Below are 24075 nucleotides of genomic sequence, written 5' to 3' on the forward strand. Positions count from 1 at the left end.
GTAGGACGGGGGCTCCATGTTCGATTCAACGCCGCCGTGAGCGATCTTTGTCGCCTGCGATCGGAGTGGGGCGAACGACGCAAGGGGCGTCTTCTTGCGCGCCAACAGACCGTTTGCATCCGGCTGCGCTGCAACAAGATGGACCTGGTGGCCAACCGCTCCAGGCTCTCCTGCGACGGGGTCATTGGGCTGTCCTGGTCGTCGCTCCATCAGGACGCGCGAGGCGACCTCCCAAGGGATCGCCGGCTGTGGCCGTGCGTATGCGTCTGGCGAAGGAGTTCGATGCGGGGGAAGTGTCCGGTGAGTGCAGCAGGCCGACCGTCGCGGATGATAGGAAAGATCGAGGCCGCACCTGACGGCGCTCGCTGGCGGAGGGCTCGTGCAGGTTTCCTTCCCTGCTGCGCTCGCGCGCGGAGACACCGTGCCATGGACAAATAGGCGTGGCATTTTGCAGGCTCCTTGGATGTTCGGCATGCCGACGCCCACGCTCTTGTGTGCACCTGCGCCTGTGATCGCGGCTCCAGCAGCTCAAGCGCTGAAAAGTATGGGATCCATTCTCGATCTGCAGGCGTTCTTGCGCTGTACTTCGAGCGCCGAGACCAGGATCCATTTCATCGGATCGAGTTGAAGCGCCTCGGCCACCTCGCCCGCGTTCATCGGCGAAGGCGACCTCCCGCAGTGCACCGCACGCCGGGCGTGTTCTGAGAGGCCGATGCTGCGCGGCCACACGTGCATGCCCTTCTGCTCGAGCGCCAGATTCTCAGGCCCGCGGTGGCGGGGTTTTTCGAGGCCGCCGGGGCGAACTTCGACGCTTCTCTCCGGCTGGCTGTTGCTTCGTTCCTGGCAAGTGGCACCCCTCGGAATCTCAGAACGCCCAGTTCAGGTTGACCTTGAATCCATGATCGCTGAGCCCGTCCCCGAACTGGCCTGAATACGAGGCGCTCAGCGCCAGGTTCGGACGCAGCTGCGTCTCGACGCCGGCTTCCAGCACGGCGACGTTCTTCGCCAGCGGCACGCCGGCGATGGTGAACGGCAGGCTGCCGCCGAACAAATGGGTGCTTGTCGGCACTGTGTCGCCGAACGCATGGCGCCAGCCCAGCATGCCGCGCAGCTTCATGCTTTCGCTCGCCTGCATGCTCGCGCGCACGCCCAGGGTCGAGAAGGTCGCATCGATGCTGCCGCCATGGCCGTAGAGCGCGGCGAAGCCGCCGTGCTCCATGAAGGCGTCGCTCTTGAGCGTCACATGGGCGAGCCCGGCAAAGGGCTCGAGCGTGGCGCTGCCCATCGCGAGGCGATGGCCGACTTCCCCGAACACCTGCGTCGTCGTGCTGTCGTACTTGCCCGTCAAGGTGTCGTTGAAGCCCGCAAACGCGGCGGAACGGCTCGTGTCCGTCTTGCTCCAGCTGTGGCTCGCGCCCAGGCGCAGCGCCGTGGCACCCCACTGCGTGCCGCCGTAGACGCCCAGGTGATAGCTGTCGGTCTTGCTGCTGCTGTTGCTTGTGCTGGTGTCTGCGCTCGCGCGGCTGTAGCCACCGAGCGCACCCACGCGCCAACCGGCGCCGATGCCGGTGTCCGCACCGACGAAGAACCCGCCGATGTCGCGCTTGAGCTTGGCCGCATTGCCGTCGCTGTCGATGCGGCCCCAGGAGCCGAACACCTGGCCCCAGCTGGATCGCGCCTGGCCGTCCTCGGGCGTGCAGGCCGTGCCGGCCTGTTGCGGTGTTGGCGCCGCACTGCCGGGTGCGCACGCCGCGCTGCGCAGTCGATCGATCGCGGCCTCGCGCACGAAGCGGCTGTCTTCCAGCGCCGCGGTCTTGGAGGAGGCATGGATGTCCGCCGACAGCTGGTTCAGCGCGTCGCGTGCCGCGAAGTCGTTGGGGAGCCACGCCACGGCGGTGGACAGCGGGTTGGCGCCCGGCAGGCTCTCCAATGCGCCGCCGACGGCCACCTGGTTGGGCGTGGTGGCGGGCTCGGTGAAGCTGCGTGTCTTCTGGGCCAGCAGGTAGACATGGTTCGCGTCGTAGCTGTCGGTCACGCGGACGAAAGCGCTCTCGGTGTCGCCCGTCAGGTTGTAGGTGCCGATGACGCCGCCGTCCGCGCTCAGCACCGTGTAGCGCGTGCCGATGCCGAAACTGCCGTTGCCCGTGCGGACCACCTGCAGGCGCGCGCCGCTTGCGATGCTCGCGCTGCCGCTCACGCGCAGCAGGTCCGAAGCCGTGGAGGCCGGATCGACTTCGACCTGGTAGGTCGAGCCCGCCTGCTGCGCGAAGTTGCCGTTGACGCTGAGCGTGCCGATGGAGTTGCCCGGTGCGACCGTGCCGGCGACCGTGGTGCCGCCGACCGAGCCCGAGCCCTGGAGCCGGCCCGCCGCCAGCACATTCATGCTGCCGCCGAGCGCGCCGTTGACCGCCAGCGTGCCGGCTTCGACGGTGGTCGCTCCGGCAAAGGCCGCGCTGTTGCCGGTGAGGTTGGTCATGCCCGTACCGATCTGGCGAATAACGCCGCTTCCGGAGATGTCGCCGCCAAGATCGAGCCGGTTCGCGCGGTTGAAGACGAACGTGCCATCGTTCACCACATTGCCCGCAACGGAGCCCGACGTACCGCCGCTACCAAGCTGCAGCGTGCTTGCGCCGTTGATCGTCGTGCCGCCGGTGTAGGTGTTGGTACCCGTCAGCACCTGCGTGCCGGCCGCAAGCACGAAGCTGCCGCTGCCTGCAATGGCGCCGCTGAAGGTGTCCTGTGCGGCGGTCAGCGTGAGGGTCTTGCCGCCGAGCGTGACGGCGCCGCTGCCCGAGAGGCGCCGCACGCTGGTGCCCGCCGCGCTCACGCCGGCAATGTCGAAAGTGCCGTTGGCGATGACCTGGCTCGAATCGGCGAGGGAGCCGGCGCCGGCAAGCGCGAGCGTGCCCGCGGAAATGGTGGTGCTGCCGGTAAAGCTGTTCGCGCCCGAGAGCGTGAGCGTGCCCGCGCCGGTCTTGGTGAGGCCGCCGGCGCCCGTGATGCCACTCGAGAGCGCGAGGTTGGCATCCGCCTGGAAGGTGCCGCCACCCGCGCCAAGGCTCACGGCCCGCGCCGAGGCAAAGTCCGCGCTGGTGCGCAGAGTGCCGCCGTCGAAGCTCAGCGCGCCGGCCGCATCGCCCAGGTTGGCGTCGCTCGACACTGACAGCACGCCGCCGTTCAGGAAGGTTCCGCCCGTGTAGCTGTTGGCGCCGCTGAGCGTCATCGCGCCGCCGTTCACGGTCAGCGTGTTGCCGGCCATGGTGCTGTCGATCTGCGCGGTGCCCGAGTTCATGGTGACGCTGTTCATGCCGCTGATGGCATAGGCTGCGCCGTGGGTGAAGCTGTTGGTGCCGAGGTTGAAGTTCAGCGCGTCGACGCCGTCGCCGGTGAGATTGCCGGCGATCGAGCCGCCCGCGATGTTGAGGGTGTCGGTGCCGCCGCCGAGCAGCACGGCGCCGGTGAGGGTGCCGGCGGTGGTGATGATGGCGTTGCCGCCGACCTCGTCAATGCCGTCGCGGACTAAGTCGCCGTCGCGCAGGGCGACGCCGGAAGCGCTGCCGTCGACGACCGCGCCTGCGCCGATGTTGACGGTGCCACCGGCCTTGGCAGCGGTGTGGATTGCCGCGCCAAAGCCGCTGCTGCCGATGAGGGTGCCGCCGGTCACCTCGACCGCATAGGTGCCGTTGGTGTTCGAAGCGAGGATGGCGTCGCCGTTGATTCCCTTGGACTCGACTCGGCCGCCAGTCATCTGCACCTGAGCCAGCCCCACACTGCCGTGGCGCGCCCAAAGCCCGATTCCTCCTCTGGACAGAACAGATCCGCCATTCATGGTGATGCTCGACGCCCCCGAGTTGTTGAGGCCCGACATGGTCGTGTAGACACCGGTATTGATTGTGTCAACCGTGCCCCCGTTGATCACGACGGCCGCAATGACGTTGCTATTGACGCCGGACGCGGTCGCACTCAGCCCAACACCCGAGCCCGTGTTCAGCACCGTGCCGCCGTTCATCGTCACGAGGGCGTCCGTTCTGTTGGTTCCACCCCCTTGCACCAGCACAGTAGCGGCCGACCCCGTGCTGGTGAGCGTTCCGCCATTGATGGTCACGGCCGCATGCCCGTCGGTCCCGTTGTGATCCACCGACACAGCCGAGCCGGTGGTGGTGATCGAGCCGATATTGGCCACGTTGACGTGGAGGGTCGCACCCACCGGGCCGACCGGCGAAGAAAGCGATACGCCCTTTCCCGAAATCACCATGTTCGGGTTGTCGAGGTTGAGCGTGAGCCCATTGCTGAGGGTGTAGGTGATGCCGCTGAGATAGCTGGTGCCCGAGCAGGTGAGCGTGTCTTGCCCGGCTGCTTCAACGCCGCACTCATTGGCAGCACGCGCCATCTGCGGCGATGCCGCGAACAACGCCACCGCAAGGGCAATGGCCGAAACCGGAAAAGCGGCGACGCTCGCCGATGGCGCGCGGCGCGGTGCGGCTGCGGGGCGTTCGTTCTTGATGGAGACGAGACGCTTGAGCCCCGCTTTGCCGTCGCACGATGTCATCTGAAAACTCCTTGGTACAGAAGCTCAGATCATCACGTGTTGAAACTTTTCTTACAAACAGACACGTATGTGGAAAATACTAACCTGTGCGAATTTCTGCCCGGTATGTGGGCTCATCGAGACAGCCTCACGGTCATGCGCACCAGTTCTGATCGTTTTTGATGTTTTTTCCTCGGTCCGTCCTGCGCGAACCTCCTGGTCTCCCAGGGCGCGCGGTCGAAACCGCGCCGCGCCCGTCCGCTGCAAGCGACATCAGCAACGGCCCCCGGCGACACGAAGAACCGGTCATTCCTGCGGGGTAAGTTCGGATGCGGTGGCCGCCTGACCTATCAGCCCCGCGCGGCGCTTGAAGCGAAACCGGTAGTTGTCGCCGCGGATCGTGGCGACGTGGCTTGCCCCACTCGGCCACCGATCGGTTGCTGGTCACCCGCATCGAGCCGCGCTCGTTACACGGCTTGCCAACTGGAAGAGCAGGTGCACCGTTCGCCTCGAAGGATCAGCCGCTGCTCAGACTGGCGGCACGTCCGAGGCTTCATCGGTGCCGACGGGGCGAAACACGGCCGAGTTCGGCAAGGCGCTAGGCATTTCCACGCGGATCGGAATGGCGCGGCGCGTTGGCCAGCGCTGCAGGGCCTTGGCGATCATTTCCCCGTGGCGCCGCGCCTCCAGGCGGGCGCCCTTGGGGTCGATCGGCGCGGGCCGCGCGACCGGCCGGCAGAACCAGCGCTGAGGGTAGATGTCGGCCTGGATGTTCTTGAGCGCCCGTCCGCGCGGATTGATTTCGGTGCCTTCGATGAAGAAGCCGCCCCGGACCTCGAGCATGCATGCGCGGTTGAGCAGCGGGATCACGTAGCTCTGCTGGTCGTCCGCGAGCAGCATCGCAATCATCAAGCTGCGGCCGGGCCGAGGGTCATGGATCCGCGGCATGTAGACCAGCTCTCCCACGCGGCGCGTGAGCTTCACCGCCTCCTTGCTGGAAAGCGCCTGACCTTCGAACAGGTATCTAAATACTTCGCAGTACACCTGTATGAATATAAGGGGTATCCTCTTAGCTCCAGAAGGTCTGAGTGACTGGATGAATATACAGTTATCCTATCCTTTTCGGCGCTGTTTTGCACCCGCCTGAATCACCTGCTGATAGGTCACCGGTGGGGTGACCACGGCCTGCTGCAAGAGTCGGTAGAACAACATGCCGCGCGAGCTTGAGGTGCGACGGTTGAAGCGGAAGACGAACTCATCGAGATAGGCGTCCAGATGTTCGGGCTGCACCGAGCCATGATGCGTACCCAGAATCCAGCGCTTGATCAGTGCGGCCACGCGGTGGACGCCGGCCATCGACACATGGGCCGGCACCTGCGAGCCGAGCACCACCGTGCGCTTGTGCTCATAGCCGAGATCCTTCAGTGAACGATAGGCCGCAGAGCCATCGGTGCGCACCTGGGCGCCTGGCTCAACGTTCTCCTGCACAAATGGGATCACATGGGTGGCGGAGTCCTTGGGGATGCGGCGCAGGCGGATCCGGCCGAATCCCTTGGGCTCCAGCACCTCCACAGCCAGGACGACGAGCACCTGAGAGGTACTGTTCTTGCGCCCCTGGGGAGAAATCGGATTCTCGCGGTCGCTCAGCGCCAGATAGGTCTCATCAACCTCGACCGTGCCCTTGAGCCGATCCCGCTCGGGCCGCACCATAGCGCGGCGCAAACGGTGCAGCATGGTCCAGGCGGTCTGGTAGCTGCCCAGGCCCAGCACACGCTGCAGGCCCAAGGCACTGACGCCTTGCTTCTGGTTGGTCAGATACCAAGCCGCGGCCAGCCACACACGCAGTGGCGTGCGGGTCTTGTCGAAGATCGTACCGGCAGTCACCGTGGTCTGGTGCTGGCAGCTGCGGCACATCAGGCGGGTGCGGCTGGCACGGTACGCCTCGCCAATGCTGCCGCACTTCGGGCAGACGAACCCAGCGCCCCAGCGCAGCCGCTCCAGGTAGGCGAGACAGTCATCCTCCGTGGAAAACCAGTCCAGGAATTCATTCCAGGTCTGGGGGTAGTCCTTGCCCGCTGTCGGCGCTAATATCTGTACATCCATCCAGTGCTCTCTCAGTTGCTGGAGCTAAGAGGATACCCCTTATGAATATACAGTAGTATGTAGGCATGGAAAACGTGCCTGCAACTCTCTGGATTGCCGCCTGCGCGCATCGGCTGCAGCAGCAGTGGCACACCGTCGACCCGCTCGAGTTGGAGGATGTCGCCCGCGATCTGTGGCGCGACGCACGACTGCGAGCAATGCGGCCTGAAGAGGCTGCGGTGGAATGGCTGCGGCCGATCACCGATCGGGCCGGTTCGATCGGCCGGATGGCCGCCGGGCTGGAGGTGGATCTCGCTCGCCCGCCGGAGCGAAATTCTTCCCCGATTCTTCCCTGAGATTTCGGGGAGGCGCGATTGCCGGAGGGGAGCGAACGCGAGGGAGGCGGTGGCGCCGCGCGGACCCGAAGTCCCGTCCTTTTCTCCGCCGGCGACGGCGAGCAGGGTGCTCTTCTTGATTCACGCGTCCTTTGACCAGGCCCGCTGGAGCTGGTCGACGTTCACCTTGAACCCGATTGGCTCCTTCGGACCGGCCCCCTCGTCGTCTGGTCAGATCTGGTTGATGGGCTCGGCAGAGGCGCATAGGGTCGCGACGGTGGCAGCGGGAGGACCCGTCCAGGTAGGAGCACTTGAAACCTCCTGTCGCAGGCGGGGCGTTTCGGTTTGTCGGCGGGAGAAGCGCGGGGAGATCGATCGACTCGTCGATGTGTCCGGCATTGGCGCGACGATTTCTTCGCCTGGGGCGTGTCGGTCAAGGACATCGACCACATCGCCCCGGCCATCCCGCCTGACTGCTTCTTCTTCTTCGAAAAGCAACGCGGTGCGTAAGTCGTTGAGCCGCGTTCACCTTCGGCAAGCCACGAACAGCTTCTCCGCCGATGTTGGCATCCAGCGCTCCTTGACGATGACCGTGCCCGACCTGATTGACTTCCAGAAGGTGCAACGGCCTCAGTTCCTCGCTGTTCGAGCGCGGGATCTGAGCCCATCCCGGAGCATGTTGCAATAACTATGCATTTGGCAATAAATGACGAAACGTCGCTCTTGATTGCCGACGAAAAAGCCTCTGCCTTGAAGCCTGCGGCGATCGCTTCTTGTCGGTCGTGCGACAGGTGTTCGGGCAAGCGACGGATCAATGTGCAGGCCACGTCTCGGGGCAGGCATGCCGCCACCGGCGACCTGCGATGGCCGGTGCCTTGCGAGGCATTGGCATCCATGGCAATGAGGCATTGGCAGCGCACCCACGCCCGTCAAATCCCCCTCGTTCGAATCTTCATGCCCGACCGACGCAGCGCAAACACGCCTTCGAAGGTCCGGCACCACACGAGCTCCTGCGAGCTTGCGATGAGGCGTGCGGGCATTGGATGCCCGGCGCCCGGCGTCAGCAGCTCCGTCGAGAAGACGAACTCCCGCTCGGGCGGGGCCTTCGCGGACGCGTCCTTCCTGCCGGTTTCCTCCCTGGCGATGAAGGCCGCGAGTTCGCTGAAGCCCTGCGCGGCCTCCGCAGCGAGTTTGCGCTGAAGGTCTTCCGAGGGCCGGGCCAGGTCGTCGAGGCTGTAGGTCGAGGGCAACTGGTACATGTACAGGCCCGACCAGCGATCGGCCCCGCTGCCCTGTTCGAGCTGGACTGCCGCAGCCGCCAGCAGCCTGCCGCTGGGCGACTTGCTGATGGAGAGATAGGGGGTTGCGCCCGTGTGGGCTGGGCCGCCGACGTCGGCGAGCTCGAGCCCCTGCCGGATCGCCGCATCGAGGAACAACTGCCGCGGCTCAAGCCTGAGCTTGCCCTTCATGCGCGCCGCGTCGAGGCCGGTCTGGCTGTCGACCATGCCCATGTTGGCGAGCGCGCCCAGGGCACCGAACACCAGGCCGGCCGTCAGGCTGCCGCCCTGCGTCTGCGCGTAGACGATGGTCTTCGCCTCGTCGAGGTGGCGAGTGGCGTGCCGCGGCTCCTCCACGATCGCCGCATGCGCGAGCACGAACGTGGACGGTGCGCCCGCCGCGACGGGGCGATCCCTGTAGCTCGGCGGCGCCACGCAAGCTGTCAGGCCCGCCAGCGCCAGCAGCGCGCACACCCTCAGGGCGCGACGATGCGCGCGGGCCTCGAAACCGATCATGGCTTTTTCTCCTCGCTCCGTGGTCTGACAGGCCGCTCTTCGGCGGCGGGCGGATCATAGCCGCCGGGCCGCACGCAACCATGGCCGGCCGGTTCGCAAGCGCGCCAGCGCGCATGGAGGCCTTCGGCTTCGGTGACCCGTGGCGGCTGGGAGCTGAACGACGAGGCGTGTCGCCTGATCGATCGTCAACTTGCCCACTGAGAAAACCGTCAACGCAACTGCGAACGCCTGCTGCCGATGGCAAGTTTTAACTCGTGGGAGGCCTGATTGGCGCGACGCTTTCTGCCTTGCTCACCCATGGATGGCTCAACGACGTGCGTATTGCCTTGCAATAGATCCGGCACTGTCGTGTTGAGTGCGAATGCCAGTGTGCCAAGGGTCCACAACGATGGATTGGCCAACCCTCGCTCGATGAGCGATATGTAGGTCCGATCAAGTTCGCAGTCGAAGGCGAGTTCGGTCTGAGATCTATCCGCCTTGATCCGAAGTTCTTTGAGACGCTTGCCGAGTGCAATCGAAATAGGCTCCCTGTGCGGTGGAGCCTGTCGGTTCGATCTCTTGGCGGCAGTGGGCATACCCACTGACGATCTTTCTTTGCAGTCCTAGAATCGACGGCATATACACTGCATAGAAAACCTGTCATGGCTATCTATCAAGCGTCACCGCTGCCGACCGGGCGACCAGTGCGGATTCCCGCTTCCGCATTGCCCGCAAAAACACGCCGACCGGCACCTACTGCACGCAGCCTGTCGGCGACGCGCATCGGCGCGCAGGTGAGGGCGCTGCGCATGGCGGCCGATGTGTCAGGCGGCGAGCTGGCCAAGACCTCGGGGATTTCTGCCTCGATGCTGTCACGCATCGAGCGCGGTCTGGTCTCGCCGTCGGTGGAGACGTTGGAGCGCCTCGCTCAGGGCCTGCATGTGCCGACCTCCCGCTTCTTCAGTGATCAGGCGAGGCGCACCGACTTCTGCCATGTGCGCGCAGGACATGGTGTCCTGGTCGATCGCATCGGCGCGGTGGCGGACTACCGCTATGAGCTGCTGGGCCACCTGCTGTCGGGCAACCTGTTCGTCGAGCCCTACCTGGTCACATTGCTGCCCGGCGCCGATCCGTATGTGACCTTCCAGCATCCGGGTCTGAAGTTCCTGTACTTCCTGTCCGGAGAGGTCATGTACCGCTACGGCGGCAAGTCGGTGGCGGTAGGGGCGGGGGACTCGCTGCTGTTCGATGCGACCGCACTCCATGGGATCGAGGCCATTCAGACCCAGCCGGTCTCTTACCTGTCGGTGGTTTTCACGCTGCGGGAGTAGGCTGTTCTTGGTGGCACTGCCGTGCAGCGGGGCGACGCGGACGCCCCTTCGATGGCCCCCGAATTCGCTACGTGCCGAATTCACTTCTCTGTCCGGCTCTCTATTTCTCGGTGTTCGGCATGCCGAACATCGAGAAATTCTCGACAGCGAAGGTCTTCTGCTTGATGGAACCGTGAGGGAATTCATGCAGCGGCCGTGGGCTCGCTGTGCGAGCGGGATTGATGTCGGCTTCGGTAGCCTGGACGTGGCGATCGCAAGACGACCTCGAAACTTCGGAGGCAAAGTCCTTGTGCGGCTATGAGGGCAGCACGGAGGCCCATCTGCGATGCGAGGTGTTGTTACGCGTGTCCCACGCGCGGATCACAGTCGGCCAGCAGGTTGACATGACCCCATGGCACGGCCTCTGCCATTTCTCGCACAGCCCGTGCGAGTTCTGACTGGCTGGCGGCCGCCAGCGCTCTGGATCCCCAGCGGCACGGCGTGTCGCGCCCGCTTTCTCGCACAAGCTGTGCGAGAAACTCCGGCGCGGTGTAGGTCTCGTGGAACTGGCGCATGCGCCAGAGGCTTGCAGCGGAAAACCCTGCCGCCCCTGCGAAGGAAGCCTTGAGGTCGCGCGCGAGCCGATCGACTACTGCTTCGCCCCATACGCGGCGTGTCTGCTGCTCACGGATGGCTTGCCCGATGTCCCAGTACAGGCCCACCAGTTCGCGGCCGACAGCCGCGCACCGTCGATGCGACGTTTCAAATCCGCGACGAAGCCGGGGTAGGTCGAACGGACTGAGTACGGTGGAGGATGGAATATGGTGCCTTCACCGAGCATCGAGTCCGTAGGCGTCGTCGCGAGGCCTTCAACAACCCATGCGGCATAGGACTGCGTGAGGCCCTGTGCGGGGTTCGTGAACTTCTTTCAATTCATCAGCGCTTGGAAGGCCTGGGAATTGCATAGCAGCCTCTTGTAGATCATCTCGTCATTGGAATCCAGGCCACCATTTTTCTTTCCCCGTAGATCCCAAGCCAGCTTCAAGGCCCTTGTACATCAAGGAATTAGCCTGAAAAAGGCGGCTCAAGCGGCATCCTGATTCTCACGAAGTCCCGTTCTTGCGCGTACCCCACGGTGTACCCCAGACTGCTTTTCAACCGCGGCCGATCTTGGGTACACCATGGGGCAACTCAGCGAGCTTCAGAACAAGGCGGCAGCGCCGCGGGGACAAGGAGTATCTGCTGGCGGACGGCGACGGTCTCTACCTTCGCGTGCGGCCGACCGGCAAGGCGTGGGTCTATCGCTACAAGCGGCATGGCAAGGAGGCCAAGCTCGGCATCGGGCACTACCCGGTGGTGACGCTGGCGGCGGCGCGCAGAAAGGCGCGTGCCGAAGCGCCGAGGCACAACCGGCAGCCAACGCCCCGGCTTTTGGGCCCATCTGGGACGTCGGGACGGTGCAAGCTGCTAACGCTCTTTATCCGGCGCGGACCGCGAACTCGCTATGAAGGAAGGCTTGATGGCCCTTCATATTGCCACCATTTCGCATCTCAATTGAGATACAATTGGGTTCTACTTCAATACTGAGGCGACCGTGGCACAGACTTCAATGCTCCACGTCCGAGTGGACGATGACCTCAAGGCGCAGGCCACCGCCGCTCTGGCGAATGTCGGCCTGACCGTCTCTGACGCAATTCGCATTCTTCTGACACGCGTCACAAAGGAAGGGGGACTGCCGGCAGGGCTGGCGGTTGATGACTCTGCCCATGATGCGTGGTTTCGCGCGAAGGTTCGGGAAGCCTTGGAAGACCCCCGTCCGACCGTCCCTCACAAGCAAGTCATGGCTGAAGCACGGGACCTGATTGCCAAGAAGCGACGTGCTCGAACTTGAATGGCGCGAAGCGGCGCGCGTGGATCTGCTGTCCATCGTTGAGTACATCGCGCAGGACAACCTCGATGCGGCACTGGCACTCGTCACGGAGATCGAGGAAAAGGCCGAACAGTTGAGGGAGCAGCCTAAACTTTATCGGCCGGGGCGAGTCCGCGGGACACGCGAGATGGTGGTACGGCCAAACTACGTGGTCGTGTATTCGGAATCAATGATTGCCGTGACGATTCTGCGTGTCTTGCACGCTGCACAGATGTGGCCGCCCGCACGCCCCTGATGGAATGCCGTAGCCCGGATTGATGTTCGACTCGAGCTACACGGATCGCGTGTCCGCGCCCTGACAAGCTGACGCCAGGCCGTCACGTCGCGTCGGCCCTCAGGGGTGTTCTCTTCGTTCACCTCGCGCGATGGGCCTCTGGTCGGATGACCGGGTCGAGGCAAAGGCGGACGGCCTCCCCTTTGAAGTTGGCATGCTGAGCGCAAAGCCCGATCGCGCGTAGTCGCGGATGGCACGGCACATTAGCGCCCGGCAGATCCATCTCTCAGGTGCCTACCTCCGTCCATCAATGTTCGGCATGCCGAACATTGATGGAGCGCTCAGAATTCCCGATCGATAGCAACGCGCTGGGAGCGGCGAAACGGCGAGGGGAGTTCGACGTTGGAATTCCGAGGGCAAAGTCCTTGTGCGGCTATTAGGGCAGGATAGACTGACGTCAGACATTGTTTACGGCAACGGCGTTGCAATGACCAAGACCTCTCGATCGAGCCGCGTGATCGCCACCCGGGTGCCGCCCGAGACGAGGGCGCGCTTCGCCGCGCTGGCCGCCCGTCATCATCTCAGTGCGTCGAGCCTTCTCGCGAAGATGGTCGACGAGGTCCTCAAGACTCACGGTGACATCTCGCCGGGCTCGGGTGCACAGCGATTCCCAGACGAATCGGAATCCCGCCCCGGCGCGGCGGATCGCCTCACGCTGCGGCTTCGCAAAGGCGATCGCGCGCTGGTGGCAGAGCGAGCCCGTGCCCGTGGAATGAAGACAGCCAGTTACCTCGCCCTGCTGATCCACAACCATGTGCGTATCGCGGCCGTGCTGCCGCCGAACGAACTGGACCAGATCAAGGTGACCGCCGCCCGATTGGCTGCGCTGCAACGACAGCTTGGAATGTTCGGCATGCCGAACACGCTGCCCGAGCCGGTGGCGTCGGACCTCAGCGAAACGATCGCGTCGGTCCGTCAGGAAGTCGAGGCGGCACGCGAAGCCACGGCCGCCCTCGTGCGCCGCAACCTGATCAGCTGGGAGACCGGCGCCGGGAGTGCCCGTGCCTGAACAGAGGATGCGCGTGGGCCGAAGCGGCCGCGGCCCGGCCGATGCGCTGCGCGACATGACCCTGGACATCGTCAGCTACGGTCGGCGTGGACCCGGCGGCCAGCTGCGCCTCGGCGCCGACCATATCGCGCAGATCCAGCGCACGGTGGGGCGTACGCCCGAGGTGATGGTGAAGGTCTCCGGCGGCGGACGGGATGTCGGGGGCGTCGAGGCCCATCTGCGCTACATCGGCCGGCACGGCAAGCTGCCGATCGAAACCGACGAGGGGCTGATGCCGCAGGGCCGGGGCGCTCCCAAGGAGATCACGGCCGACTGGCAGCTCGAGCTTTGCCGAAGCCAGTACAGACCGAGATCCGCTCCGGGGCAGAAAGACACGCGTGCGAAGCTGGTGCACAACATCGTCCTGTCCATGCCCGCCGGCACGCCGCCGGACAAGGTACGGGCTGCCGCCCGCGTCTTTGCGCGCGAGAACTTCGCGCTCCAATATCGCTACGCCATGGTGCTGCACACCGATCAGCCGCACCCGCATGTGCACCTGGTGGTCAAGTGCGAGCACGAGTTCGAGCCTGGCCAGCGCCTCTACATCCGCAAGGAGACATTGCGGCAATGGCGCGAGCAGTTCGCCGCACTGATGCGCGAGCAGGGTGTGGCGGCCAATGCCACACCGCGACAGGTGCGAGGGCAGATCCGCAAGCCGTACAGGGATGCGATCCATCACCGGCTCCGCGCGCTTCGGGCATTCGGGCAACTGCCGCCCGACGACCGAGCCAGGCATCGACCGCCGAGGACGTCGACCTTCATGCGCGCCAAGCTGGAGAGCCTGCTCCAGGCTCTGAGGTCGGGGCGAGGCGCCGCGGATGACGGACAAGAGAAAATGCGAAACACCCGGCGGGAGGTGGTCGCAGATTGGCGCGCCACAGCAGATGCGCTTCGAAGAGGGGGCGGGGCAGATCTTGCCGCCCAAGTGGATCATTTCGTCGAAAGAATGCCGGACATACAAACCGACTCACAGCGACTGGCCGACCACTGGAAAGAGCAGATGAAACGCCGAACTCCAGAACGCGGCAATGCTCAGCCGCCCGGAACGCGCACCCGGTGAACGCGACGCGCACTCGAACGCAGACCGACCCCATGCCGGGGCATTGGTTCGGTATCGGAGCACCCCCGCCAGGTCAATTTTCGGTGACGATCAACGCCAGTGCGATCAGCGAGAGGTGAATTGGATAGAAGGCGTAGAAGACCCACCGACTGCGCGGCAGCGGAATCTCGACCTGCCGAGCTCCCCAGATCAAGAGCAGGGCGGTCACTGCGGCGAAGTTGCCATTGATGGCAGTGAGTGAAGCCGTCGCCAAGGTCCACAACAGCATCCGCAGACCGTTGGGCCTGCGCAGGAACGCCCAGGAGCCTAGGCAGAAGAGCAGCGCCGGCCACCAGAACTCCACCATGGCGCCACCAACGAGGAAGGCGATCAAGGCCGTGCGGCGCGCGGCCCAGCCGTCCCGCTCCAGCAGCCAGACGATCAGCGTTGCCAGAAAAAGGGTGGCAAGGATGTTCAACGGCCACCAGCCGACCAGATGAACGAAAGCCGGCGTGGCCAGCAGCGCAAATATCGCCAGTCGCCTCATGACGCGCAGGTGCATGCCGCTCTCGAGCGCTCCGGGGCGTGCCAGGTTGACCATGAGCACGAAGCCGAAGAGCGGCATCGCCATGCGACCCAATGCGTAGAGAGCAGGGCTCGACTCATGCAGCAGATACTTGTTGACGTGATCGCCCGCCATGAGCAACAGACCGACCCATTTGAGCGCTTCGAGCGAGCCGTTCGAGACCGACCAGGCGCTCACCTGCGGCTGAGTTTTCACTCGGTTGCGTATCTGGAACCTTCGGGACATGGCGGCGGGACCGGTTGAATCCCTTGTGCATCAGGACGCTTGCCAAGCCATGCGACGCGGCGAGCACCGGCGTATGGCGTACAACCAACAAGCTCTCGGCATTGCGCTGTGCAGCCGAGGATGCGCGGTTGAGGGCGGTCGGCCTGAACGTCCATGCCTTTCACAGTGAACTTGTGCTGCTTCAAGGGCATAACGCGCGTTCGAGCAGACCGGCCCCATTCCTTGACCGGAGAGCGGGTGGCGGAGCAGGACCGAACAGCCTTCGCATCTCGGTGCCGAAAGCATCGGCCCTGCGACCTGGCGCCTCGGATGGTGTTTTCCGGCAGCGCAGGACCGGATAGGGGCGCGAACAACGCGCACGCAAGGCTGGACGAAAAGCTGCAAGCTTCAACCCCGGTTTCCAACGATTTCTAGACGCGCTCGCGGCTCAAATCCTCCTGGCTTCTGGCCGTGCGTTGGCGCGCATGCATGCGAGCGACGCGCGGGAGTCGATCCGGAAGGTGGATGGCGCGGCCTTGCGCCAGCGCCTCGGCGATCCGATCGCGAATCAGCTGTACGAGGTGCTGCTGGGAGGACGGATCGCTGGTCACACGCTGTGCGTACTGCTCGGCCAACTTGAGATCCGCTGCCGCCGTGGCCAGTTCGGGGTGCGGACCCTGGGCCGCATCGGACAGCAATTTCCCGGTGCGTATGCGCATGGCGTGGTGTTCCATCGCGCGAAGGTGATCGGATGTCTCGATGCTCCAGTGCGCACGCTGCGCGACAATTTTCTTTTCGCCGACCAGCTCGCCTTCCGCATTGCGGGTCGCCACCCGGACGTTGACCGGACGGGTGCCGTGCTGCGTGAGCACCACTTGGTCGCCGATGCGCGGTTGCGAGGTCGACTCTGCGAGGGCCCTCTCGAGGTCCGTACCCCAAATGGTGCGAGCCCCGGTCTCCACGCGAACGGTCACGTAGAAGGACATGCGCTGCGTTGGATCGAATTGATAGGGTGCGGCAGCGGCCGCCACGAACATCCCCCTGACTGGCGATCTTGGTCCTCCCCGTTCGAATCGGCGGTCTTGCGGTTCGTCCTTGTGCGGACGAAGACTGGCACTGGGATCGGCTTCGGCGGGTACGGCGCTGTGGTGCACGGTTGTTGCTTCGCGGTCCAGCGACGCAGGTATCGGACGCCGTCCATTCTCGTGCGACGGCGGGCCTCGTTTCTTCAACGCACGCTGGACGTGGAGGATTTCAGTCGGAGTCGGTTCGTAGCCTCGGGCCTCGATGCCTCGCAGCGCGGCTTCGTGCCACATGCCCTGGCGGAAGGTCTCGGTGCCTGTGAGTTCGATGACCCGCCAGCCGCGCGTTTCGGCGATCGCCACGACGCTGTGCAGCACCTCGCGGTTCTCGGTTCGCACGCGGAGACGGCCGCCGTCGTCGATGAACGCGAGGGTGCGGTCCGGGAAGAAGTAACGATTGTCGATGCGCAGGTAGCGGCGCTCGATGGCATCGGGCACACGGGTATGACCGCGGCCCGCAGCAGGCGCATCTCCCTGGATGGAGCCCACGCCATACCAAGGTTCGGTGCTCTCGATCCCGTTCGGCGCTTGGCTTCCGGAAGAACTGTCTGTGGACATTGCGGCTCCTTTCATGTGTGCTGTCAGGCAGGGTGACCCTGGCTGTCCAAACCGGTTCGATGTGGCATCAGTCCAGGATTCGCGCCATGAACTCATCGGCGTGGCGCTTCAGGTCCTCGTCGCTGAGCTTCTCCGTGGGAATCTCCACGTCGTCGAAGTCGAACGAGAAGTCGTCCAACTTCAAGTCGTCGTTCAATACATTGCTGGCTACGGCAGCGGCCTGCCGGGCCGTCGGCGCGGCGCCACCGTCCGGAGGCGTGGCGTTGGAGAGGGATCCGGGACCTGTGCCGGACGTGTCTTTCCTGTCATCGAGCATTGCCGCCGGCACGGTTGTGGCGGCGCCGCCGGGCTTATCGACGTTCAGCTTCGGCACCAGTGGTGGCGGCAGTTCGCGTGGGGCAAATAACCTGTCGCGAAAGTAGAGGATCCGATGCGCCAGCACCGGCCGCAGGCCTTCGTAGAACAGGATCATCCGGTCCGGTCCCAGTTCCTTGACCTCCTGGGGCAGCAGCAGGCGGCGCGGCTGCTCGCTGATGGTCACGGTGGGCTCCTTGTTCGCACCGCCCCACATCGGGCGGCTGATGTTCTTCTGTCGGACGGTGTAGGTCCCCAGCTCTCGCGAGATGGCCTCGGCGTCCTCGTACTCCTTGGGTGGGAACACGATGCGCGCCGCGAGCATCTTGCGGATCGACTTGGCGCCCTCGATACCGTACTTCTCGATCAGTTGCGAATTGGACTGGACGATGATTACGGCGCGCACGTTGTAGCCGGGCAGGAAGGCCGTGGAGTCGGCGATGACGGGAATGCGCCCGAGCGCCGGAAATTCGTCGAGCATCAGGAGCACCTGGTGGCGAAGCTCGGGATTGTTCTCGGGGAGTTCCCGCGTTTGCAGGCCGATCGCCTGCTGGAAGAACAGGTTCAGCAGCGGCTGCAGCCGGGCGATGTTGTCGGGGTTGATCTGGACATAGATCGAGATCGGATGCTTGCGCAGTGCCCTCAGGTCGAAATCGTTGGCCGAGGTGGTCGCATCGATCATCGGGTTGAGCCACAGGTCCAGGCGGCTGGTGAAGGTCTTGCGGATGCTGGAGGCCGTGGTCGGTGCCAAGTCGATCACGTCGTAGAGGCTCTGCACCGCTTCCTGCGACAAGGGATACCCGGCGCGCTCGCAGGCATCAATGACACGCTTCCAGTGTTTCTGAAAGCCCTCGGCATCGCTGGCCATGCCCTGGCGCAGGATCTCGCCCAAGGTGCGCGTGGCCCCTTTGGTCTCGAAGAGATAGAGGGCAATGCCCAGGAATAGAGATCGGGCCGAGGAGGTCCAGAAGGGATCGCCGGCCTGTGGATCGGGAAAGAGCATCGTGCCGATGCGCTGCAGATCGTCGATGCAGCGGTAGGGCGTCTCGGAGACATAGCCGAGCGGATTCCAGCGAGCCGAGCGCTCGCGCTCGGACAGGGGATCGAACAGGTGCACCTGCTGCCCATGGGCCGCACGGAAGCCGGCGGTGCGCATGAAGTTCTCGCCCTTGATGTCGCTGATGATGGCCGAGCCGGGCCAGTTCAGCAGATTGGGGATGACCACGCCGACGCCCTTGCCACTGCGCGGCGGTGCCTCGAGTGCGACGCCCTGCTGGCCGGGAAGCACCAGGTAGCGATTGCCGAGCCGCCCGAGGATGATGCCGTGCTCGTTCAGGAGGCCCGATCGCGCGATCTCGCGACGGCTCGCAAACCGGGCATTTCCATGCAGCGGCCGGCGGCGGGGCAGCATGGCAATTCCGACCAGACCGAGCATCAGCCCCTGGGAGCCGACCAGCGACGCAATGAGGACACGGCGCACGTCCGGCCGCTCGCCGTAGGCCTGCCAGTACTCGTGAAGGGTCAGCAGCGTGGCGTGCTGTGGCGGCAGATTCATCGCGAACAGGAACGCTTGGCCGGCGACGTACATGCCGACCAGCGCCGCGATCAGCAGCGCGACCGCGATTCTGAAGGGACTAGGCAAGCCTTCGTATCTTGGTGCCAGGGTCATACCAGATCTCCCGCACGCTACGCCGCAGCAGGCCGTCCCGGCGCTCTCGCGCACACTGCACGACGATGTCCACGCTCATCTGCGCCAGTTCCACGCCGTCGCGTGTGGTCATGCCGTGGCCCGCCTGACTGCGCTTCATCAGCTGCGCCAGCGCCACGAAGGCCATCTCCGCGCTGTCGGCGTGCACGCTGGTGATCGAGCCTGGGTGGCCGGTGTTCACGGACACCAGATAGTCGTAGACCTCTTCGCCGGTGCGAAGCTCGGACACGAACACCCGGTCGGGACGTTGCCGCTTGGCGCCGGCGAGCAGTTGGCCGGGCGTGACCTCGGCCTGCCCCTGGGCGCCTTGCGAATAGAAGAGTCTCACGTGGTTGGGCTGGTTGCGCAGCGACAGCTCCTTCACGTCCTCGATGGTGATCAGGCGGTCCTCGGACGGCACCTCGAGGATCAGCGCCTTGCCGACTGTGGTCTTGCCGGAGCCGGTGGCGCCGGACAGTAGGATGTTCTTGCGAAACTGGACGGCGCATCGCAGGAAGGGCACGAATTGCCGGCGTGCGAGGAGATCTGTCAGCTCCCTGTCTTCGGGTGACAGGGACGCCCGTTCAGATTGGCACGCCGGAGTCGGGGGAGCACTGCGCGTGGTCTCGAAGATGTGCAATTTCTCCAGCTCTTCGAGGGTCCAGAGCGTGTTCGAGGGGCGCCGGATCGTGATCGAGACGGTCTGGTCCAGGGTCGCGGGTGGCAGCACGATCTGGATTCTTTCGCCGCCCGGGAGGGTGGCGGACAGGAGTGGCTCGTTGGCCGAGATGCGCTGTCGCGTGAAATTGGCCACGAGCTTCGCGATCGACATGCACCAGTCGAAGCTCGCGAACGGCAACGTCTCGCACGTCCAGCCGGACTGCCGTTCCACGAAGGCTGCACCGGGCTCGTTGATGCAGATCTCGGTCACCGCGGGATCACCCAATAAGTGGCCGAGCGGACCGAGAAAGAGGGCAAGCGACGACGGCGGCTCTGCGGAGGCTCCGTCATGCGCGCGCGCCCGCGCCGGCTGCCGGTCGCCTGTGGTGGCGCCGGGCTCGCCATCAAGGGATGGCCGGTTCGGTTCGAAGCGCATAGACGCTCCTGAAATCCACATCGCGGGCGACCAGGATCTGGATCCGCTCGCCCTGGTTCTTGATCACGGTCGGCGGAATCGACACGGTGCTGCGCAGCACCTCCGTGATGACGTCGCGGCTGCCCTGGGGAGCGAGCACCACGCCGCCGCCGCTACCGACAGACGTGCCGCTTTGCTCGTGGGCGGCGATCGTCTGCATCGTGCCGTCGATCACCGAGATCAGGACCGCGGCACCGAAGCGATCCCAGAAATGGGTGTCGACGAAGCCGGGGAGGCCGCTGCGCCCCAATTCGTCGGTGCCCGGGGACGCCAGCTGGACCACGACGCCGGTCGGCGTGCGCGCTTCGTTCCAGACGATGAAGACGCGACCCTGTCCCTGTCGCGGCGTTCCACGCTGTTCGCCGACGTACTTGGTGCCACGCTCCAGCAGCACGACCTTGCCGTCGGCCCCGTAAACGTCGCTCGCGCCGATGCAGGTGGTCATGCCCTCATAGGTGGAATCGATGGCGGTTTCCAGCGTGCAGTCGATGAACGCGCCCTTGGGCAAAAGCATGCGCCGTGTCGGCAGGGTCTGGGCGACCACCGCCGGCGTCGGCGTGGGCCGAAGGCTGGCGGCGAGCTGACCGCCGCCGGGTGCCGCCAAACTGGCGTGGGGTGGCTGCAGCGCACCGATCAGCTGGGCCATGCTTGGCACGCCGCCGGCAGGCAGCATCGCCGGATCCGCGAGCGCGTGCGGCGTGGTGGCGCTGCGCGCCTGAGCGGCTTGGGCGCGCCGAAGCACCGGGGCGCCCAGCTGTCGTTCCAGTGCGATCTGCTCGGGTGTCTTCTGCGGCGGTCCCGTGTTGGCGCTGTTCGCCGGCGGTGGCGGCGGGGAGGGCGGAGCGGCGGTCGCTGCTGCTTCCGGCGCCGCTCTGGGCGGATTGATGCGGCCGAGCGGCGGAACCTTCATCTCGCCGCCGGCGCGCGCAGCCGCCGCCTTTCTCGCAGCCTCTTCGGCCTCCTGGGTCTTGGCATACCGGGTGTTGTAGTACCAGAACAGGAATCCGGCGCCCAGCAGCATGATCGCCGTCAGTGCCAGGAACCCGCTGATGCGCGACTGGATGGAGCGCTCGCGATTGACCGATGGAATGGCCCGCTCGCCATGGATCGTCGGGCGCTCGTCGGCTGCCTGGAACGCCCCGTCTCCCGGAGCTGCGGCTCGCTGCGCTGACAGGATCTCCCCGGTGTTCTGGTCGATCTCGGGCGCGTCGCCATGCTCCTGGGGATCGGTCCGGGACACGCGGCGGGGCTCGCTCATCCAGGTCATGGCCCATCTCCTGCCGTGATGCGCCGCACACCTGTTGCGCTGGTGTTGGTGGGGGTGCGCGCGCCGCCGCCGACGAAGGACCGGTTGATCACGCAACCGACCAGCCCGCCCCGCCGCAGCACGAAGCGGCGCGCCACGCGGTGAATCACTACCTCGTCCGCGTCGACGTTGAAGTTCAACAGCGATTCGGACCCGTCGTCGTTCTGGACGAACATCGCCGGGAAGTCGGAGCGCGTGTGGAAACGCAGACGCGTTTGCGCCCCGTCGTCGTGGGCGCTCACGGGCTTGAGCGAATCGCTGCCGCAGAACCAGTAGTCGGAGTTGCGTGGTCGATCGGTCGCCCCTTCGCTCATGCGCGCCTCGGCCCGGCGCCGTTCCTGATCCTCGGCTGCCTTCCGGACCTCGTCTTCCGGGTAGGTGAAACGTATCGAATACACCATGCGCCTGGCGGCAGTGCCTACCGGCGCGATGGAGGAGACGGTGTAGTCGAAATGATAGGCCCGCAGGTTCGTGAGGACCGTGAAGTTGGTCGCGGCGCGCGCTTCCTTGGGCTTGATGAAGAAGTGGTTGCGCTCGGCACCGATATCGAAGGCACCGTTGTCGCCGGAGCCGAGATTCACGAACTCCTCGCCTTCGGCAAACTGCAGATGGATCTGATAGCCCACGTACCCCTGCAAGCTGATGACGTCCGCCGGGTCGTAGGCGACCACCCGTACCCGGGCATCGACCTTGCCGACGGCCGGCACGGTCGCGGCTCGGCCGTACGGTGCGGCGAGCGCCAGAGTTGTCGCCAGTCCGAGCGCCAGCGGAAAGCTGCGGTACACGGGCCGGGGCTTCATCGTGCATCCTGCCTGACGGGTGCAACGCTAGCTGGCGCGACCTCGGGCTCGCGGCGGTATTCGACGACGCGAAAGCCCAGCGGGTTGAGCGAACGCACCTTGTTGTCCGCCGATGGCGGAACATAGGCGAACTCGATCGTGGAGACCCAGTGGCTGGTCTGCTCCTCCCCGGTGCCGCCTGCGCGCGTCGAACGGGTGAAGCGGACCTGTGCCAGCTTGTCCTTTCCGCTCTCCAGCTTGAGGAAGGTGACCGATTGCACCTGCGCGCGGATGGAAGTGCCGTCTTTGTAGACATTCAGAGGTGAGGCCGGGTTGTCGGCCGCCCACAAGGCCGCCCACTCCTGGTTGAGACGAGGCGAGTTTTGCGAGGCGACCAGTTCGTAGTCCGCTTCCGCGGTGCCGTAGAAATAACGCTCGCGCGCAATCACGTAGTTCTGCAGCAGGTTCCGTGTCACGACCTGCTCAATGTCGGTCGTGCCTTCGTAGGTGGGGACGATGTCGACGATGCCGCTGCTGCTGTCGACCCGAATGAGAACGGGAACCGGCTGCTTCAGCGGCGTGAGCCCGCTGACGGCGGCGACGGCGAGGATCGCGATCAGTGCTGCCGATGTGGCCACGGCCCAGGCGATCCCGGTCGATCGCTCCGCCCGACGCGCGCGGTCGAGTTCCCAGTTCTGGGCTTCGCGCAGGTAGTTCTCAAGGGAGCCGTCCCGACTCATTGACCGCTCCTGATGGGGAAACCCCGTCCGAGATGTTGATCGGTGTGAGTAGCCCTTCGCAGTCCGGCGGTGCGGGTGAGCGAGTGCCACATGCCGCTGTCAGGAGAAGGGTAAGCAGAGAAAGGATGATCGAAGGTTTCATCTGCACACCCCACCGCTAGCGACTGCGTGAGAGGCTCGGCATGACCTGCTCTCTGGAAAGCACGGTGCCACCGCGGCGGGTGGCGCCGACACTTGCAATTGAGGCCACACCCGCGCCGATGCGATTGCCCGCGAGCCGGCGGAACGAGTCCCAGCGGCTGCCCGGCTCTCGCCGCAGGCCGTCCAGTACGCCGCGTCCGAACTCGTAGCTGGTGCGCTTGGCGCTTCCAAGTCCCCAACGGAGCGCTCCACTGACGACGCTATAGGTGCTCAGCGCAACACCGCTCGCAAGTCCCGCAGCGATTGACGTAACCTGTCGCATCACTAGGAAAACGAGGGCTGAGGCAACGCACACCCGTACACTCGCCGCGATCGTTATCCCTGCGCCTGACGCCGCGGCGCCAGCCGCATAGGCCCTTACCATATTGAGAAGTAGCGACGCTGCGAATAGAGTGAGGACCGCGACAAGTGCGTAGTTTGCTAGTTGTGCAATCCAGGATTCAAAAAATCGCTTCGTTGCATCAAAAAATAGCAAGGCGATGAAGATCGGGCCTAAGGCTAGCAAGATCGCAACGGCGACCTTTGACAATCCAAGCAAGAAAGCGGTTACGACGACGGTTAGGCCGAGTAGCAGGTAGACCAGAAATCCGGCGATGTAGAACGCAAAGTCACTGTCAAGCACACTTCCCTTCTTAAGCAATTGTTCAGCGATTGTCGTTCCATCAAGCCAGACCTGATCAATCACACTTACGACTGTCGACGCACCAATGACTGACGCCGCCAATTGCTCAGGAGCTCGATAGAAACTATCCGCAATGACTTGGTTGTAGGTCCACAGCCGAAGTCCTGCGCCAAGAACAATTGCCACGGTGAAGATTCGCTTGACTCCCTCCCACATCGGCTCTTGGATTCGTCCGGAAAGGCTGAGATAACCCCAGATCATTACGTAGACGGCTGCGAGCGTCACGGCGGCGGGTTCGATTGCGGATGCAACTCGTGCTGAGTGCGTGCCGATGTAGTCAGCAAGCTGGCTATCGAGCCAAGAAAAGAATTGCGCAAAGAATCCCATGATGTGAAACCTGCTATCGGGCGGCGCCCTGCGGGATAGGAATTGGCTTCAGGTCTTGCGTGTTTCCGATGCCATCACGCTTTCGCTGAGTCAGCGCGCCATCAATTTCCTTTGGT

Annotated in this window: 21 protein-coding genes; 7 read left to right on the forward strand and 14 right to left on the reverse strand. The window is 64.8% G+C overall.

Going from position 1 to position 24075, the window contains the following annotated elements; translation table 11 throughout:
• Positions 1–865 precede the first annotated feature (865 nt).
• The 3 genes from AC1DSC_RS16270 to AC1DSC_RS16280 form a co-directional block, all read right to left on the reverse strand.
• Entirely contained in the window at positions 866–4549 is a 3684-nt protein-coding gene (locus tag AC1DSC_RS16270) for an autotransporter outer membrane beta-barrel domain-containing protein (protein ID WP_015865886.1), read from the reverse strand.
• A gap of 507 nt (positions 4550–5056) precedes the next feature.
• Positions 5057–5572, reverse strand: a complete 516-nt coding sequence (locus AC1DSC_RS16275; protein ID WP_015865885.1) for a hypothetical protein — start codon at positions 5570–5572, stop codon at positions 5057–5059.
• Between the two features lie 69 nt (positions 5573–5641).
• Positions 5642–6631 carry an IS1595-like element ISVapa1 family transposase gene (locus AC1DSC_RS16280; RefSeq protein ID WP_015865884.1) on the reverse strand — a complete coding sequence of 330 codons (990 nt, stop codon included), beginning with the start codon at positions 6629–6631 and terminating at the stop codon, positions 5642–5644.
• A gap of 65 nt (positions 6632–6696) precedes the next feature.
• Here AC1DSC_RS16280 and AC1DSC_RS16285 point away from each other — a divergent pair, with 65 nt between their 5' ends.
• Positions 6697–6966 carry a hypothetical protein gene (locus AC1DSC_RS16285; RefSeq protein ID WP_018904954.1) on the forward strand — a complete coding sequence of 90 codons (270 nt, stop codon included), beginning with the start codon at positions 6697–6699 and terminating at the stop codon, positions 6964–6966.
• Between the two features lie 908 nt (positions 6967–7874).
• On the opposite strand, the gene AC1DSC_RS16290 is transcribed toward AC1DSC_RS16285, so the two are convergent.
• Complete coding sequence (locus AC1DSC_RS16290; RefSeq protein ID WP_015865882.1) at positions 7875–8738, reverse strand: hypothetical protein; 864 nt, start codon at positions 8736–8738, stop codon at positions 7875–7877.
• Positions 8739–8947: 209 nt separating this feature from the next.
• Entirely contained in the window at positions 8948–9313 is a 366-nt protein-coding gene (locus AC1DSC_RS16295; RefSeq protein ID WP_080515786.1) for a helix-turn-helix domain-containing protein, read from the reverse strand.
• Between the two features lie 171 nt (positions 9314–9484).
• Here AC1DSC_RS16295 and AC1DSC_RS16300 point away from each other — a divergent pair, with 171 nt between their 5' ends.
• Positions 9485–10048 (forward strand): helix-turn-helix domain-containing protein, encoded by a 564-nt coding sequence (locus AC1DSC_RS16300; protein ID WP_041945859.1) that lies wholly within the window; start codon positions 9485–9487, stop codon positions 10046–10048.
• Positions 10049–10386: 338 nt separating this feature from the next.
• On the opposite strand, the gene AC1DSC_RS16305 is transcribed toward AC1DSC_RS16300, so the two are convergent.
• The gene (locus tag AC1DSC_RS16305; RefSeq protein WP_080515784.1) at positions 10387–10848 is read right to left on the reverse strand and encodes a DUF1016 N-terminal domain-containing protein; all 462 of its coding nucleotides are present in this window, start codon (positions 10846–10848) and stop codon (positions 10387–10389) included.
• Positions 10849–11299: 451 nt separating this feature from the next.
• On the opposite strand from AC1DSC_RS16305, the gene AC1DSC_RS16310 reads away from it, so the two are divergent.
• From AC1DSC_RS16310 to AC1DSC_RS16330, 5 genes are all read left to right on the forward strand, one after another.
• Positions 11300–11614 carry an Arm DNA-binding domain-containing protein gene (locus AC1DSC_RS16310; protein WP_478079951.1) on the forward strand — a complete coding sequence of 105 codons (315 nt, stop codon included), beginning with the start codon at positions 11300–11302 and terminating at the stop codon, positions 11612–11614.
• Between the two features lie 7 nt (positions 11615–11621).
• The gene (gene relB, locus AC1DSC_RS16315; RefSeq protein ID WP_015865880.1) at positions 11622–11918 is read left to right on the forward strand and encodes a type II toxin-antitoxin system RelB family antitoxin; all 297 of its coding nucleotides are present in this window, start codon (positions 11622–11624) and stop codon (positions 11916–11918) included.
• The gene (locus AC1DSC_RS16320; protein WP_015865879.1) at positions 11905–12192 is read left to right on the forward strand and encodes a type II toxin-antitoxin system RelE/ParE family toxin; all 288 of its coding nucleotides are present in this window, start codon (positions 11905–11907) and stop codon (positions 12190–12192) included. Before relB ends, AC1DSC_RS16320 begins: the two co-directional genes overlap by 14 nt.
• Before the next feature lie 466 nt (positions 12193–12658).
• On the forward strand, positions 12659–13240 hold the full coding sequence (locus tag AC1DSC_RS16325) for a hypothetical protein (protein ID WP_478079944.1): 582 nt from the start codon (positions 12659–12661) through the stop codon (positions 13238–13240).
• 7 nt (positions 13241–13247) lie between these two features.
• Positions 13248–14339 carry a relaxase/mobilization nuclease domain-containing protein gene (locus tag AC1DSC_RS16330; protein ID WP_015865876.1) on the forward strand — a complete coding sequence of 364 codons (1092 nt, stop codon included), beginning with the start codon at positions 13248–13250 and terminating at the stop codon, positions 14337–14339.
• Positions 14340–14412: 73 nt separating this feature from the next.
• Here AC1DSC_RS16330 and AC1DSC_RS16335 read toward each other — a convergent pair whose 3' ends face one another.
• The 8 genes from AC1DSC_RS16335 to AC1DSC_RS16370 all read right to left on the reverse strand — a co-directional run bounded on the left by AC1DSC_RS16335 (position 14413) and on the right by AC1DSC_RS16370 (position 23959).
• Positions 14413–15099 carry a TraX family protein gene (locus tag AC1DSC_RS16335; protein ID WP_478079945.1) on the reverse strand — a complete coding sequence of 229 codons (687 nt, stop codon included), beginning with the start codon at positions 15097–15099 and terminating at the stop codon, positions 14413–14415.
• 440 nt (positions 15100–15539) lie between these two features.
• Positions 15540–16748, reverse strand: a complete 1209-nt coding sequence (locus AC1DSC_RS16340) for an LPD7 domain-containing protein (protein ID WP_015865874.1) — start codon at positions 16746–16748, stop codon at positions 15540–15542.
• 67 nt (positions 16749–16815) lie between these two features.
• On the reverse strand, positions 16816–18771 hold the full coding sequence (locus tag AC1DSC_RS16345; protein WP_015865873.1) for a type IV secretory system conjugative DNA transfer family protein: 1956 nt from the start codon (positions 18769–18771) through the stop codon (positions 16816–16818).
• On the reverse strand, positions 18737–19885 hold the full coding sequence (gene virB11 / locus AC1DSC_RS16350; RefSeq protein WP_015865872.1) for a P-type DNA transfer ATPase VirB11: 1149 nt from the start codon (positions 19883–19885) through the stop codon (positions 18737–18739). The genes AC1DSC_RS16345 and virB11 overlap by 35 nt, the downstream gene beginning before the upstream one ends.
• A complete protein-coding gene (gene virB10 / locus AC1DSC_RS16355) occupies positions 19854–21191 on the reverse strand; it encodes a type IV secretion system protein VirB10 (protein ID WP_015865871.1) in 1338 nt (445 codons plus the stop codon). Before virB10 ends, virB11 begins: the two co-directional genes overlap by 32 nt.
• Positions 21188–22030, reverse strand: coding sequence for a TrbG/VirB9 family P-type conjugative transfer protein (locus tag AC1DSC_RS16360; protein WP_015865870.1), 843 nt, complete (start codon positions 22028–22030; stop codon positions 21188–21190). Before AC1DSC_RS16360 ends, virB10 begins: the two co-directional genes overlap by 4 nt.
• A complete protein-coding gene (locus AC1DSC_RS16365) occupies positions 22027–22749 on the reverse strand; it encodes a VirB8/TrbF family protein (protein WP_015865869.1) in 723 nt (240 codons plus the stop codon). The genes AC1DSC_RS16360 and AC1DSC_RS16365 overlap by 4 nt, the downstream gene beginning before the upstream one ends.
• Before the next feature lie 157 nt (positions 22750–22906).
• Entirely contained in the window at positions 22907–23959 is a 1053-nt protein-coding gene (locus AC1DSC_RS16370) for a TrbL/VirB6 family protein (RefSeq protein WP_015865868.1), read from the reverse strand.
• Between the last annotated feature and the right edge of the window lie 116 nt (positions 23960–24075).

The organism is Variovorax sp. 01N425, from assembly GCF_056399465.1.